General features: G+C 70.1%; 8 protein-coding genes. 6 read left to right on the plus strand and 2 right to left on the minus strand.

All coding sequences use genetic code 11. The annotated features are described in order from the left end of the window. Nucleotides 1–155: 155 nt before the first annotated feature. Nucleotides 156–6,695: an RHS repeat domain-containing protein gene (locus ACZ60W_RS07385; protein WP_469754403.1), complete on the plus strand. Its 6,540-nt coding sequence runs from the start codon at nucleotides 156–158 to the stop codon at nucleotides 6,693–6,695. Between the two features lie 46 nt (nucleotides 6,696–6,741). Then, the gene (locus ACZ60W_RS07390; protein WP_469754404.1) at nucleotides 6,742–6,885 is read left to right on the plus strand and encodes a hypothetical protein; all 144 of its coding nucleotides are present in this window, start codon (nucleotides 6,742–6,744) and stop codon (nucleotides 6,883–6,885) included. 86 nt (nucleotides 6,886–6,971) lie between these two features. Here the strand turns inward: ACZ60W_RS07390 and ACZ60W_RS07395 are convergent, their stop codons facing one another. Continuing rightward, nucleotides 6,972–8,327 (minus strand): M14 family metallopeptidase, encoded by a 1,356-nt coding sequence (locus ACZ60W_RS07395; protein ID WP_469754405.1) that lies wholly within the window; start codon nucleotides 8,325–8,327, stop codon nucleotides 6,972–6,974. Between the two features lie 170 nt (nucleotides 8,328–8,497). Between ACZ60W_RS07395 and ACZ60W_RS07400 the strand changes: the two genes are divergently transcribed. Next, complete coding sequence (locus ACZ60W_RS07400; protein ID WP_469754447.1) at nucleotides 8,498–9,868, plus strand: serine/threonine-protein kinase; 1,371 nt, start codon at nucleotides 8,498–8,500, stop codon at nucleotides 9,866–9,868. Nucleotides 9,869–10,007: 139 nt separating this feature from the next. On the opposite strand, the gene ACZ60W_RS07405 is transcribed toward ACZ60W_RS07400, so the two are convergent. Beyond that, nucleotides 10,008–11,723: a chitinase gene (locus tag ACZ60W_RS07405; protein WP_469754406.1), complete on the minus strand. Its 1,716-nt coding sequence runs from the start codon at nucleotides 11,721–11,723 to the stop codon at nucleotides 10,008–10,010. A gap of 394 nt (nucleotides 11,724–12,117) precedes the next feature. Here ACZ60W_RS07405 and ACZ60W_RS07410 point away from each other — a divergent pair, with 394 nt between their 5' ends. The 3 genes from ACZ60W_RS07410 to ACZ60W_RS07420 all read left to right on the plus strand — a co-directional run bounded on the left by ACZ60W_RS07410 (nucleotide 12,118) and on the right by ACZ60W_RS07420 (nucleotide 15,371). Further along, nucleotides 12,118–13,206: a hypothetical protein gene (locus ACZ60W_RS07410; RefSeq protein WP_469754407.1), complete on the plus strand. Its 1,089-nt coding sequence runs from the start codon at nucleotides 12,118–12,120 to the stop codon at nucleotides 13,204–13,206. A gap of 187 nt (nucleotides 13,207–13,393) precedes the next feature. Further along, entirely contained in the window at nucleotides 13,394–14,107 is a 714-nt protein-coding gene (gene cpaB / locus ACZ60W_RS07415; RefSeq protein WP_469754408.1) for a Flp pilus assembly protein CpaB, read from the plus strand. 7 nt (nucleotides 14,108–14,114) lie between these two features. Further along, nucleotides 14,115–15,371, plus strand: coding sequence for an AAA family ATPase (locus ACZ60W_RS07420; RefSeq protein WP_469754409.1), 1,257 nt, complete (start codon nucleotides 14,115–14,117; stop codon nucleotides 15,369–15,371).

Genomic DNA, 15,371 nt, shown 5'->3' on the forward strand with positions numbered 1-15,371 from the left:
AGCGGCGCCGATTTGTCCCGTCATCGATGTCAAAGCTCCTGGTTGAGTCCTTGATCATCCTTGTGGTCACTCGTCACGGCTTGACGCTCGGACCTGACAGATCCAGCCACGTTTTTTCGCCCTTTCCTTGCCAAATGAATATGACCGCGTGTTGAGTGAGCCTGCTCAAGTGGATTCACTTACATATCGGGGTGGGGATTTCGGTGTGGTCGGGTCGTGGCTTTGCCATGCCTTTTTCCGGACGTTCTGAAACGTCCGTGAACAGGCGCACGCGCACAGGAATCGTCGGCATTCTCGCCGCCGGCCTGAGCGTTTCACTGCTGTCGGCGCCCTCCTGGGCCGCGCGCATAGAACCTCCAGGCCCCCCGGGCGTACCCAGGACGGCGTCGGTCGACGGCACCGACTACGTCCCCACGGGGCTGCGCAGGAGACCCGCGCCCTCGCCCTCTTGGCAGGCCCCTCCCGTCGCGTGGCCGACCGCCGCCACCCGCGACCTCACCCTCCCGGCCGAGAGCGGGCAGGCCGCCACGGCCCCCGGCCTCCCCCTGAGGCTGTCCGCCCCCGCCTCCCGCACCGGGAAGTCCGCCTCCACCGGCGGATCCCGCCACGTGCAGGTCTCCCTCGCGGACCGCGCCGCCGCCCGCAAGGCCGGCGTCGACGGCCTCCTCCTGTCGCTCCGCCCCGACGCAGCCGCGGCTGGCCGCTACGACGTCGAGGTCGACTACGCCTCCATCCGCGGCGCCTACGGAGCCGGCTGGGCCTCCCGCCTGCGCCTCGTCACCCTCCCGGCCTGCGCCCTCACCACGCCGGCCAAGGCCGAGTGCCGCAAGCAGACCCCTCTGGCGACCGAGAACAACACCGCCGACGGCACCCTGACCGCCACGCTCGCCACTCCCGGCTCCGTCTCCCCGGCCAAGGCCCCCTCGGCCCGCACCTCCTCCGCCGCCGCCTCGGCCGCCTCCGGCGCCACCCTCCTCGCCGCCACCGCCGGCACGGACGGCGCCGACGGCTCCTTCAAGGCGACGTCGCTGTCGCCGTCCGGCTCGTGGTCGGCGGGGGGGAACTCGGGCGGGTTCGGGTGGAGCGTGCCGATCGACCTTCCTGCCGCGCCAGGTGGCCTTGTACCGAAGGTCGCTCTTTCCTACAACTCCTCTTCGGTGGACGGGCGTACTGCCTCCACGAACAACCAGTCGTCGTGGATCGGCGAGGGCTGGGAGTACACCCCCGGCTTCATCGAACGCTCCTACGCCTCGTGCGAGAGCGACAAGCAGGGTGGCAACAACACGGCCAAGGTCGGGGACCTGTGCTGGAAGTCGGAGAACGCGACGTTGTCGCTGAACGGCTCATCCAACGCGCTCGTCTGGGACGCCACGAAGCAGACGTGGAAGCTTCAGGGGGACGACGGCTCGCGGATCGAGCGGATCTACGACACCGACCCGAACAACTCCGGTGACGCGGATTCGGAGTACTGGCGGGTGACGACGCTCGACGGCACCCAGTACTGGTTCGGCAAGAACCGTCTGCCTGGTTGGGCGGACGGAAAGACCGAGACGAACTCGGTCTTCTCCGTTCCGGTCTACGGCAACCACAGCGGCGAGCAGGGCAACGGCTCGGACTTCGCCTCCTCGGTGGAGGAGCAGGGCTGGCGCTGGAACCTCGACTACGTCGTCGACCCGCACGGCAACGCGATGGCCCTCTACTACACGAAGGAACAGGGCTACTACGCGCAGAACAGCAAGACCGATGGACCGAAGCCGTACACGCGGGGCGGATACCTGAACCGCATCGACTACGGCCTGCGCGCCGGCGAGGTGTACGCGACGGCGAATCCCGCCGGCCGAGTCAGCTTCACCACCGCCCCGCGATGCACGGCGACGGACTGCGCATTCACCGAGGCCAACGCGGTGAACTGGCCCGATACTCCCGTCGACCTGAACTGCACCAGCGGCACCGAGTGCCTGAAGGTGGCTCCGTCGTTCTGGTCCAAGCAGCGCTTGACGAGTATCAACACCTTCTCCCTGGTGGGCTCCACCATGCAGCCAGTGGACACCTGGGCACTGGCGCAGTCCTTCCCGACGACGGGTGACACCTCCAGTCCCTCCATGTGGCTTGACTCGGTGCAGCGCACCGCGAAGGCTGGCTCCCTCGCGGACATCACGCAGCCGAAGACGATGTTCTCCGGCCAGTTGATGGCGAACCGTGTGGACGCCGCCGAAGGCCGTCCGGCGTTGAACCGCAAGCGGATCACCGCCGTGACGAACGAGACCGGCGGCCAGACGGTGGTCACGTACAGTGCCAAGGAGTGCACGTCGACGTCGCTCCCCGCTGCGGCAGACACGAACGACAAACGCTGCTACCCCTCCTGGTGGACCCCTGACGGCTACGTCGATCCGGTCAAGGACTGGTTCCACAAGTACGTCGTCACCCGTATCGACGAGAATGACACCACCGCGGGAAGTGGATCGCCGTCGAAGGTCACGACCTACGAGTACGCCAACGGTCCCCACTATCGCCGCGACACCGGCGAGTTCACCCTGGACAAGCACCGCACCTGGAACGATTACCGCGGCTATGGCACCGTCCGGGCGTACACAGGGTCGACGAACCGAGTCAAGACTGAGACCACTTACTACCTCGGCATGGCCGGAGACACGCTCTCGGACGGCAACCCGCGTCCGGGCTTGACGATCAACGGCGTCGTCGACCGCAACGACTTCGCAGGTCGTGTCGCCCAGAGTGCGACGTATGACAAGGACGGTTCCAGCGGAAAGATCGTTGCGAAGACTACCTACACCCCCTGGGAGTCAGCGACGACCGCGACCCAGGCCGTGAAGGGCATCACGGACGCGGACAAGCCGAACGACCCGGCGCCCGATCTTCCGGAAAAGACGTCCTACTTGTCCGGGACGAAGTACACCAAGGTGAGCACCCTCCTCGACGACGGTGCGACCTGGCGCACGATGACGACGACCCGTGACTACGACATCGTTTACGGCCTGCTGCTGAGCGAGAGCGAGGACGGCGCCGGCACGACCGAGCAGAAGAACGTCTGCACGCTGTATGCCGCCCCGGACACGGCGAACTGGATGATCTCCTACCCCAGCGAAGTCGTCACGACGAGCCAGGGAGGTTGCGCGACTTTCGGTGACAACGTCACCAGCAGGGTCCGGACGTACTACGACGGCAAGGCCAACGGATTGGCGCCCTCAGCGGGCAAGGCGTTCATCACGAAGACGGACCAAGCATCCACCAGCACGTCGAACAGCACGACCTGGGATACGGTCGCGCAGACCACGTACGATCAGTACGGTCGCGTGGTGACGCTGAAGGGCCAGGATGGCCAGGCGTCCACGACGACGTACGAGCCCGCCGGCGGAGCTCAGCCGACGACGGTCAAGGTCACGAACGTCAAGGGACACATCACCTCCACCTCGTTCGACGGTACGCGTGGTCTGCCCTTGACCACGACGGATGCCAACAACCGCACGTCCACCAGCGAGTACGACGCAATGGGGCGCCTCACAAAGGGCTGGAGCACGGGTCGGGCAACGACCCTGCAGCCGAACGCGACGTTCACGTACAACCTCTCCGGCACCGTTCCCTCGACCGTCGTCAGCAAGAAGCTGTACGAGGACGGGACCTGGGGAACGTCGACGACGTTCTACGACTCGTTGCTGCGCGCACGTCAGACACAAACGGATGCCATCGGCACCACCGGTCGTGTCGTCACCGACACGTTCTACGACAGTCACGGACGCGCCTACCTGACGAATGCGCCGTTCTACAACGCCACCGCCGTGTCGACGACGAGCATGCTCGTGGTGACGCCCAATCAGGTCCCGCAGGCCGTGCAGAACGAATACGACAGCAGGGGCCGGGCCACGGCACGCATCCAGCTTTCGCTGAACGCGGAGAAGTGGCGTACGAGCACGACCTACGGTGACTACTGGACCGCTGTCGTCCCGCCTGCCGGAGGCACGGCCACCCTGACGGTGAAGGACGTCCGGGGGCGGATCACGGAGGAACGCCAGTACAAGGACCGCAACCCGTTGCCCGGCGCCGCTGCGACCCAGTTCGAGAAGACCGTTCGCGCGTACGACGGAGCCGGCAGGCTGGCGTCCATCACGGATCCGACAGGTCGCAACAAGTGGGAGTACACCTACGACCTGCGCGGTCGCCAGGTGACTGCGAAGGACCCGGACAAGGGCGAGAGCATCACCCGCTACGACGTCGACGGTCGTGTCGAGACGGTCACCGACCCCCGCGGCACCCTGGCCACCACCTACGACGAACTGGGGCGTAAGACCAGCGTTCGTACGGGGTCCACCGCGGGCACGAAGCTGGCGGCCTGGACGTACGACACCGCCAGTGGCGGCAAAGGCTTGCCCGCGACGTCCATACGTTACGACTCCTCGGTGATCGCGAACGCCGAGTACAAGAGCGAGGTCACCGGCTACGACAGCACTGGGCGGGCGACCGGTACGAAGGTGACGGTTCCGTCGGTGACCGGGGAGGAGCTGCTGGCCGGCACTTATACCGTCGCGACGACAGCCACGCCGGTGAGTGGTCTTCCGGCCACGACTGCTTACTCCACCTCCAATACCAATGCGTCCACCGCGCTGCCGGCCGAGACCGTCACGAACCACTACGGTGCCGCGGACAGGCTCGGGGTCGTCGACGGCAACCTCAGCCATGCCTATCTGCGGGGCGCGAGCTACACGCCGTTCGGCGAACTCGCTCAGGCCCAGCTCGGCAACATCGGCAAGCTCGTCACCCAGACTCTCAGTTACGAGGCATCGACCCGGCGTCTGATCGGCTCCAAGGTCGACCGCGAGGCGACCGGTCCGGCGACGCCGTCGAACATCACCTACGGCTACGACCCGGCCGGCAACATCACCACCATCCGGGACGCGCAGACCGACGGCACCGTCGTCGACCAGCAGTGCTTCGGCTACGACTGGGCCCGGCGCCTGGCGGAGGCATGGACGTCCGGTGACGCCTGCGCCACCAAGCCCGTCAACGGGACCGGCACCCCGAACCTGGGCACGGTCGACCCGTACTGGACCTCCTGGACCTTCACCGACACCGGACAGCGCAAGACGGAGAAGCTCCACAAGGCCGGCGCGATCACCGCGGACACCACCCGCACCTACACCTACCCGACCACCGCCGGCGCGGCCCGGCCGCACGCCGTGGGATCGGTCACCGCCACCGGCGGAGTGACCGGCACCGACACCTACACCTACGACGACACCGGCAACCTCACCAAGAAGACGCCCGCCAACTCCGGCCCGGTCCAGGACCTCGTCTGGAACACGGAGGGCAAGCTCGTCTCCTCCACCGTCTCCGGAGCCATCACCTCCTTCGTGTACGACAGCGAGGGCAACCGGATCGTCAAGCGGGATCCGACGACCACCACGCTCTATCTCCCCGGTGGCCAAGAGCTCGCCCTGACCCGGAAGGTCGGTACCACCGCGGCTGTCCTCGCCAAGGGAACCCGCTACTACTCGGTTCCTGGTGGATCCGCGATCCGCACCAGCGACGACGGTCGGGTCCGGCTCCTGGTGGCCGACCACAACAACACCAACAACCTCTCCTTCAGCTCGACCACCCTTACCTTCAACCGCCGCAAGTCTCTCCCTTACGGAGGGCAGCGAGGGGCGGCCCCCGCCTTCTGGCCCGGCACCAAGGGGTTCGTCGGAGGCGACATCGACACCACCACGGGCCTCACTCACGTGGGTGCCCGTGAATACGATCCCGACCTCGGCCAGTTCATCAGCGTGGACCCGCTCTTCAGCCTCGACCTGCCGCAGTCGATCAACGGTTACAGCTACGCCAGCAACAGCCCTGTCACCCTCTCCGACCCCACCGGAATGCGAGAGGTCTGCGGCGCCTCCGGAAATTCCTGCTACCCCGACGACTACAACAACGACGGTACTGACAACACGGACGGGGACCGCAGCACAAACGACGAGGAGAAGCCCAAGACCACGTCCGGCGGAAGCGGCGGAAACGGCACAAATGAGGGAGGTAGTGGGGCGCTGGACGACGTCGACGACTCGAAGACCTCATGTGCGACCTATCCGATGATCTCTGGAAAGTGTTCGTCGCTCCCTCTCTACTACGGCGACATCAACTATCCGAAGGGGTACCGGACGGATTCCGCTTTCCTTTCCATGGTCGATTCTCTCGGGCCCTATGACATCGCCGACATGTGGATGAACGGCCTCGGTGAGTACTTCCCGGTTCTCGTGTTCGGGCCGAAGTCGAAGATGACGCGCCTCATTGCCGGAACGGATCACAACAAGAGTCTGGAAAAGAAAATTGCCGAATCCGTCCGACAGGGCGACCATGGAGACATTGGGCCGAAATCGGAGTGGAAGAAGGGGAACCGTCCGGGAAGTTGGAAGGACGCGGTCGGGCTTGTCTCGCGATTCGGAAACGAAGACTTCGAGACGGTGGTCGGGTCGTGGAGCGAGAGCTATCAGGTTGCCAAGGTCAACTCGAAGGCCCGCACCATGACGGTCAACTTCAAGGCGTCGAACAATACGGACTGGGTCTCCTTCTGTCACGATCATTTGTGTGGTGGTGCAGGCAGTAATACGACTCGTGGGACGGGTGCAAGCGTCCGTCAGGAGTATTACTGGACGAAGGTGATATCCTTGGACCAGTGGTCCAGCAGTCCGTCCTACTAGGTCGTCATCTGCGGAGTGCGAATCGTTCGCTGACAGGGAGTCTCAAGTGGAATCGTTGGGTCAATTGATGACGGCCGTCGTCTATGTCTCTGTCGCCGGTTCCGTGATCGCCGTTATTGCAGTGGGCGTGGCACTCAACCGCTGGAGCCGTCGGAAAATGGAAGAGAGTCGCGCCGAACTGGGAGAATAGTCCAGTTCTCGAATCGCGCATTGAACGTGCGGCCGGGGCCGGCAGGAGATGTCTCTCCTGCCGGCCCCGGCCGCGTTTCCGAGCGGTCAGGCCGTGCAGTACTGGGCCTGTTTGCCGATGGAGCGGTACATGCAGTCGGCGTTCTCGAGGAGTTGGAGGACGGCGTCGCGGTTGCGGGAGGTCTCGCGCTCGATGACCTCGTCGGGCGGGTAGAAGCCGCCGCCGGAGGAGGAGGTCGGGTACATCTCGAAGGTGTAGGCGAAGATCCGCTGGGAGCCCCAGAGGTAGTCGTCGATGGAGCCGTCGGTGATGTAGAGGTCGCTGGACTGTTCGGGGGTGTAGCGGTTGCTGGCGGCCATCCGGCCGCCGACGGTGGCGAAGGCGTCGCGCTCGTCCTGGGTCATGCCGGTGGTGGTGTTGGCGGTGGTCCAGCCGAAGGGCCAGAGGACGAGTTCGCTGTAGGTGTGGAAGTCGATGGCCGCGGTGATCTGCTGCTTGCCGCCGACGACGCGCGAGCGGACGAAGTCGGCGACGACCTTGACCTCGGGGGCGGACTCGGGGGCGGCGCCGCGGTAGGTCTCGGAGCTCTTGGAGCCGGAGGAGCCGCCGCAGCAGCCCCACTTGTAGTTCCAGTTCCGGTTGGTGTCGGTGCCGATGTAGGACGAGCCGGAGTTGGGCTGCCGGTTCTTGCGCCAGCTGCGGTAGGAGCCGGAGGCGATGTCGTACTCGCCGCCGTCGGGGTTGAGGTCCGGGACGATCCAGATCTCGCGGCCGTTCACCGCGTTGGTGATCCGGGAGTCCGTGCCGTACCCCGCGCCGAGTTCACGCAGCAGGTAGAGCGCCATCTCGACGGTGAGGTGCTCGCGGGCGTGCTGGTGGTGGGTGAAGAGGACCTCGGGCTCGTTCTCGTCGGTGGCGACGTTGTCGCTGATCTTGATGGCGATGATGTCCCGGCCCTGGTAAGACTTCCCGATGACCTGCTTGCGCATGATCGAGGGGTAGGCGGCCAGCCGCTGGTCGATCTCGGCGTTGGCCTCCGCGTAGTTGTGGTACTTCGCGTCGGCCGAGGGGAAGTCGAGCGCGCCGGCCGACTTGTCGCCCTCGCCGCCGCGGTCCGGCGGGCCGGGCAGGGCGATCGGCTGGTACCCGAGCGCCTTGAGGTGCGCCAGCTGGGGGGTGTTGGCGCTGACGACGACCGAGCGTGCGTCGACCTCGTCGATCGAGACGCCGGTGGCGGCGAGCGCGGTGCGGGCGGCCGGGGTGCTGGGTCCGGCGACCTCGTACTGCCGGATCACCTCTTCGGCCCCCGAGGCGATGCGGGCGGCGGTCGGCGCCGGGTCGGCCCCGGCGGGCGTGGAGAGGGCGGAGAGGGGCGCCGCGAGGGCGAGCGCCACGAGGGCCGCGAGGGTGGCGGACCTTCTGCCGCGGGTGGGACGTCGCATGGTGTCTCCTGGGTGGGGAGTGTGGGGGGGTGCGACAAACGCGTGCGGGTGTCCGGCACATGGTGGAGCTATGTCATGGACCGGTCAAGGTACCGAGTTCGGCCATACTGTCCCGCGTGGGGACCCTCATCGGTAGATACGTCATCGAGCACAAGCTAGGCGAAGGCGGCATGGGCACCGTCTATCTGGCGCGATCGCGCGGCGGGCGCGCCGTCGCCGTCAAGGTCGCACGGCCGGAACTCGCCTCCGACCCCTCCTTCCGCGCCCGCTTCCGCGCCGAGGTCGCGGCCGCCCGGCGGGTCGGTGGTTTCCACACCGCGCAGGTCGTCGACGCCGACCCCGACGCCGAGGCGCCCTGGCTCGCCACCGCCTACATACCGGGACCCACCCTCTCCGGGCTCCTCACCGCCGAGGGGCCGATGCCGGAGGACCGGCTGCGCTCGCTCGGCGCCGCGCTCGCCGAGGCCCTGGAGGCCATCCACGCCTGCGGCCTCGTCCACCGCGACCTCAAGCCCGGCAACATCGTGATGGCCCCCGACGGACCCCGCGTCCTCGACTTCGGCATCGCCCGCGCCCTGGAGTCGACCCGGCTCACCGCCACCGGTTCCGCCTTCGGCACCCCCGGCTACCTCGCCCCCGAGCAGGCGCTCGGCACGGAGGTGACGGGCGCGGCCGACGTCTTCGCCCTCGGCGCCGTCCTCGTCGCCGCGGCCGGCGGCCGTCCCTTCGGCGACGGGACGCCGATGGGGCTCATGTACCGCTCCGTGCACGAGGCCCCCGACCTTGCCACCGTCCCCGAGGCGCTCCGCGACCTCGTCGGCCGCTGCCTCGCCAAGAACCCGGCCGAACGGCCCACCCCCGACGAGATCCTGGACGCCCTCGGGGACGAGGGGACCCGCGCCCCGGCGGCCCCCGGGACGGGGTTCGGCCCGCCCGGGACCGGCTTCGTCGCCCCGCACCCGGCCACCGGCGCCGACCCGCCCGCCTCCCTGCCCACCCCGGGGCCCGGAGCGCCCTACCCGTCCCCGGCCGCCGAGGCGCCCCCGGTCTCCGCGACCCCGCACTCCGGGACGGCGTACCCGGCCGCCGACCCGCCCGCGGTCCCCGTGCCCCCGCAGGCGGGGTTCGGGGCGCCGCACCCCGCTCCCGTCGTCGACCCGCGGCTGTTCCCCGTGCCGCCGTCGGTCGCGGCGACCCGGCCGTCCGCCGGTGCGCCGGCGGGCTGGGCGCCGCCCCCGCCGTCCCTGCCGCCGCAGCCCGCGCCGGAGTTCGTGGCCGCCGACCGGGCGTCGGGGATCGTGGTCGACGGCGGCGGCGTCCACCTCCAGCTCTTCGGCGAGGAGGCGGAGTTCGGCTGGGCGGAGATCGTGGGGGTGGAGTACTGGCCGACCCGGCGGGGCCGGGGGCTGCGCGTCGCGGTGACGCTGCGGGCCGGCGGCGGGACGTACACCTGTGACCTCGACGGGCGCAGGGCCGCCCGGATCGACGAATGGGCGGCCCGGCTCGGGTCGGTCCTGGCCCACTACCTGCCGCCGCGCTGACCGCGCGCCGGGTCCGGCCGGGGCCGTGGGGCGGCGTGTCCCGCACCGGCCCGTGGCCCGGGCGGGACGACGGCCCCGCGCCGCCGGGGGAGCGGCGGCGCGGCGCGTGCGGTGGTGCGGGGGAGACGGCCCCCGGGGGTTACGGCAGGTTGTGGACGTGCGGACCGACCGCGTTCGACCAGGCGTTGCCGGCCGTCGCGTCCCAGTTGGTCGACCAGGTCATCGCGCCGCGCAGCGTCGGCCAGGCCTGGGCGGGCTTGAAGGTGCCGCAGCCGGTGAGCTTGGTGAGGCAGTCGAGCGCGTTCTTGACGACCTGCGGGTCGACGTAGCCGCTGCCCGCGCCCCGGGTGGAGGCGGGGACGCCGAGACCGACCTGCGACGGGGCGAGACCGCCCTGGATCTGGATGCAGGCGAGCGCGGTGAGGAAGTCCACCGAGCCCTGGCTGTAGACCTTGCCGTCGCAGCCGAGCATCGAACCGCTGTTGTAGTACTGGGTGTTGACGACCGTGAGGATGTCCTTCACGGCCAGCGCGGTCTTGAAGTACTCCGAGCCGGTGGACTGCATGTCGATGGTCTGCGGGGCCATCGTGATCACCAGGCTCGAACCCGCCTTGGCGGAGAGCTGGCGCAGCGCCTTCGAGAGGTACGTCGCGTTGATGCCGTGCTCGAGGTCGATGTCGACGCCGTTGAAGCCGTACTCCTGCATGAGGGCGTACGTGCTGTCGGCGAAGGCGGTGGCGCTGGCGTCACTGTTGATCGTGACGTTGCCCTTCTCGCCGCCGACGGAGATGATCACGGACTTGCCGGCGGCCTTCTTGGCCGCGATGTCGGCCTTGAAGTCGGCGACCGAGGTGTAGCCGACGGCCGGGTCGAGGTTGAAGGTGATCTGGCCGGCGGTGGTGGTGGAGTCCGCGAAGGAGACGGCGATGATGTCGTACGCCGACTGGACGTCCCGCAGCTTCTGCTTGGCGGCGCCGTTGTCGAAGTTCTGCCAGTAGCCGGTGACGGCGTGCTTGGGCACGGCCGGGCCGGGGCCCGGGTCCGTGACCTTGGAGGTGCGGGCGCTCACGGCGGTGGACTTGGCGGACTCGCCGGCGGAGTTCGTGGCCGCGACCTGGAACTGGTACGCGGTGTCCGCGGACAGTCCGGTGACGGTGGTGGAGGTGCCGGTCACCGCGACGGGGTTGGCGCCGTCCCGGTAGATCTTGTACCCGGTGGCCCCGGAGACCGCGCTCCAGTTCAGGGCGACGCTGGAGGACGTGACCGTGCCGGCGGCGAGGCCGGCCGGGGTGGCCGGGACGACCGGGTCGGGGTCCTGGCCGCCGCCGCCGTCGGGGCCGTAGACGCTCACGTCGTCCACGAGGTAGGGCGAGGTGCCGTACCAGCCGTGGGTGTAGATCTCGACCGAGGTGGTGCTCGGGCCCGTGGTGAACGTCGTGGTCAGCTGCTTCCAGGACGGGCTGTCGGGCGTCCAGGTGGAGACGGTGCCGGTGCCGGTCCCGGTGTTGTTCGCGCCGAGGTAGGCGTAGCCGCCCTGGACCCAGGCGCTGAGCGTGTAGGTCGAGTTGGGCTTCACGGTCACGGTCTGCACGCATTTGGCGTTGTCGAGCCCGGCCGGGGTGGCCTTGAGGGCGCCGGCGCCGGTGCGGACCGGGGAGGAGACGGCGGCGCCGCTCCCGGCGGAACAGGCCCAGTTGGCCAGGCCGTTCTCGAATCCGGCGTTCTTGGCGACGTTGACGTCCGCCGCCTGCGCGGTGCCGGCTCCGCCGACGAGGACGAGCCCGGAGCCGACGGCGAGCGCGAGGGCTCCGCCGAGCCATCTGCGGCCGTGCGGGCGGGTGGTGGTGCGGTCCACGTGCATCCTCCGTGGGGGAGTTGGGGATGTGGAGGTGCCGTACGTCGTCGTACGGAGGGGCTCGTACGGGGGTACGAGGGCTGGAGAGGGTTCGACGGTGGCCACCGCTGTCGCAACAAGCTGGTCCAGACCAATCGTGTTGTCAAGACCTCTGGCAGCGACCGGTGTTCGGGAAAGGGCCGCCGCCCGAGCGGGAAACGCCGGTGCGGGGGGTGCCGACGGGCCCCGGACCGGCCCGAATTAATGGAGTCGGCTTGGCGGATTGTGTGTTCACCACCCCGGGGGTCGTGGATAAGGTGCAGAGGCGGTCGCACCCTGCGGTGATGCCGCGAACGCGGTAAGTGATCCGCGGCCCCCGGCACTCCGGAGGCCGGAGGGGACGGGGGAGCCTGACGTGCCGACAGCCATCGCGGTCACCGGCGCCGACCTGGTGCTGCCCCCGACCGACCCCGGAACCCCCGACGCCGCCGTCCTGCCCCCGCCCGAAGGCCGCCCGCTCGACGCCTCCGTCGCCGACATGCAGCAGCTCCTCGCCCGCCACGGCCACGTGGTCGTCGTCTGCCCCACCGCCGCGCCCGCCGCCGTCGAACAGCGCCTCCGCGCCGTCCGCGGCCTCCTCGAAAGCGACCGGATCGCCCTGGTCAGGACCGACCTGCCGCCCCTCGGCGCGGCCGTCCTCGTCCGCCAGCTGCGCCAGCTCGCGGGGTGCGACTTCAGCCCCGGCGTCCTCGCCTCGGCCGCCCGGCTCCTCGCCCACTACATCTACGCCGGCGCCGTCCTCGGCTCCGTCGCCCGCCTCGACCGCGTGCCCGTCAGCCTCGGCTCCCACCTCAAGGGATGGCTGCCCGGCGCCCACTTCGCCGTCCTCGCCGGGCCCACCCCGCAGATCGTCCGGCTCGGCGGCGGGGAGACCCCGCTCGCCGGACCCGAGTTCACCACCGAACTCCTCCTCGCCCGCGGCCAGCTCCAGACCGACTGGCCCACCACCACCCTCGCCCCCCGGTGGCGGGTCGGCGGCTCCGTCCGGGAAGCCCCCCTGCCCGACTCCTCGGCCCGCTGGTGGGGCACCTCCAAACTCGTCGAGTTCGCCGCCTACCTGCCCGACCTCCCCGTCCTCTACCAGCTCGTCTCCTCCGTGCGGCGCGAGACCTGCCACTGGTGCGGGATGGACCTCATCGGCGACCGCTGCGGCTTCTGCGCCGCCCCCCTCGCCCCACCCGCCCCGCCCGAACCGGCGCCCCGCACCACCGCCCCGGCCGGCCCCGGCGCCCTCACCGGCAGACAGGCGGCCCGGGCCCTGGGAACGGCCGGACCCCGGCAGACGCAGCAGGGAGCCCTGGGACCCGGCGGACCCCAGCAGGCGCAGCAAGGGGTCCTGGGACCCGGCGGACCCCAGCAGACGCAGCAGGGAGCCCTGGGACCCGGCGCCCCAGCCACCCCGGGGCTCGGACCCGTCCCGCACCCGACCCGCGCCCTGCCGTGAACCGTCCCGGCGCGACACCCCCCGCAGCGGTCCGCAGGCCGGACCCGTACGGCCCGGGCGCCCGCCCCGCACGGCCGGCCGGCCACCCGCCCCGCACGTCGTCCCGTACGCCGCCCCGCCCCGTACGACCGTCCGCCCGCCAGCCCCGTCCGTCCGGACCCACGTCTCCGATCGAGGTAGTACGGCCATGAACTCCCGCCAGCGCCGCGGCGTCATCCTGCTGCTGCTGTCCGTCCTGTGCGCGCTCGGCGCCTTCGCCGGCGTGCTCGCCGTCATCAGCGACGTGAACTCGAAGGTCGGCCCGGAGGTCACCGCGTACCGCATCAGCGCGAACGTGAAGCCCTACACGACCCTGAACGCCGGCCAGTTCGAGAAGATCACCATGCCGAAGCGGTGGCTCTCCCCGACCGCGATCACCGACCTGCGCCGGATCCAGGGCAAGATCGCCGTCACCGAACTGCGCGCCGGGTCCCTCCTCCAGGAGGACATGATCGTCGACCGGCCCGTGCTCCAGCCCGGCCAGCAGGAGATCGCGATCATGATCGACGCCGCCACCGGCGTCGCCGGCAAGATCACCGCCGGGGCCACGGTCAACATCTACGCCACCTTCGCGGGCGAGAAGAAGGGCGACCCCTCGCAGTCCCGGATGATCGTCGCCGGTGCCCGCGTCCTCGACGTCGGCAAGCTCACCCCCATCGCCGAGCGCTCCGGCAACACCACCCGCACCGGCGGCGCCGAGGCCGTCCCCATCAGCTTCGCCCTCTCCACCCTCGACACGCAGCGCGTCGCGTACGCCGAGTCCTTCGCCGAACACGTACGCCTCGCCCTCGTCGCCCCCTCCACCGGCGGCGCCCCCGCCGACCAGCGCGACCGCACCTACACGCTCGACAAGGACAAGTGAGGCCGGTATGAGCACCAGGATCCTGCCGGCCGTCGGAGACCCCGACGCGGCCCGGTCCGTCATGACGCTGCTCAGCCAGCTGCCCGACGCCGAACCCGCCCCGCCGGTCGCCGACTCCACCCAGCTCGTCGACGCCCTCGCCCGCCTCGCGGCCGTCTCCCTCGACGAACTCCCCGAGGTCGTCCTCGTCCACGAACGCATCGGCCCCGTCCCCGCGCTCGAACTCGTCCGCGAGGTCGCCCTCCGCTTCCCCGCCGTCGGCACCGTCCTCATCACCGCCGACGCCAGCCCCGTCCTCTTCTCCGCCGCCATGGACTCCGGCGCCCGCGGCCTCGTCACCCTCCCGCTGGGGTACGAGGAACTCGCCAGCCGCGTCCAGGCCGCCGCCCAGTGGTCCGCCGGGGTCCGCCGCCACCTCGGCGCCGGAGCCGACCGGCCCACCGGCCCCGGCGGCACCGTCGTCACCGTCAGCGGCGCCAAGGGCGGCGTCGGCACCACCGTCACCGCCGTCCACCTCGCCCTCGCCGCCCGCGCCGCCGGACGCAGCGTCGCCCTCGTCGACATGGACCTCCAGAGCGGCGACGTCGCCTCCTACCTCGACGTCCAGTTCCGGCGCTCCGTCGCCGACCTCGCCACCATCACCGACATCTCGCCCCGCGTCCTCCAGGACGCCGTCTACGTCCACGAGACCGGACTCGCCCTCCTCCTCGCCCCCGCCGAGGGCGAACGCGGCGAGGAGGTCACCGACCGCGCCGTGCGGCAGATCGTCGGCGCCCTGCGCGGCCGCCACGAGGTCGTCGTCGTCGACTGCGGCTCCCGGCTCGACAGCGCCAACGCCGCCGCCATCGAGATGGCCGACACCGCCCTCCTCGTCGCCACCCCCGACGTCGTCGCCGTCCGCGCCGCCAAACGGACCGTCCGCATGTGGGAACGGCTCCAGGTCCGCAAGGCCGAGGAGACCGTCACCGTCGTCAACCGCCACCACCGCTCCACCGAGATCCAGCCGCCCCTCGTCCAGAAGATCACCGGCACCCGCGTCGCCGGCGTCGCCGTCCCCGCCCACTTCAAGGAGCTCCAGGCCGTCGTCGACGCGGGCCGCCTCCACGAACTCGACGCCAAGTCGACCGTCAAGCAGGCCCTGTGGGCCCTCGCCGGCGAGCTCGGCCTCGTCGGCGCCCCCGCCGCCGACACCCCCGGCAAGCAGCTCGCCCGCGCCGGCGACCGCGGCTCCCTCGGCCTGCGCCGCCGCACCGGGGGCCGCTGA

Source organism: Streptomyces sp. NPDC104202 (assembly GCF_055584185.1).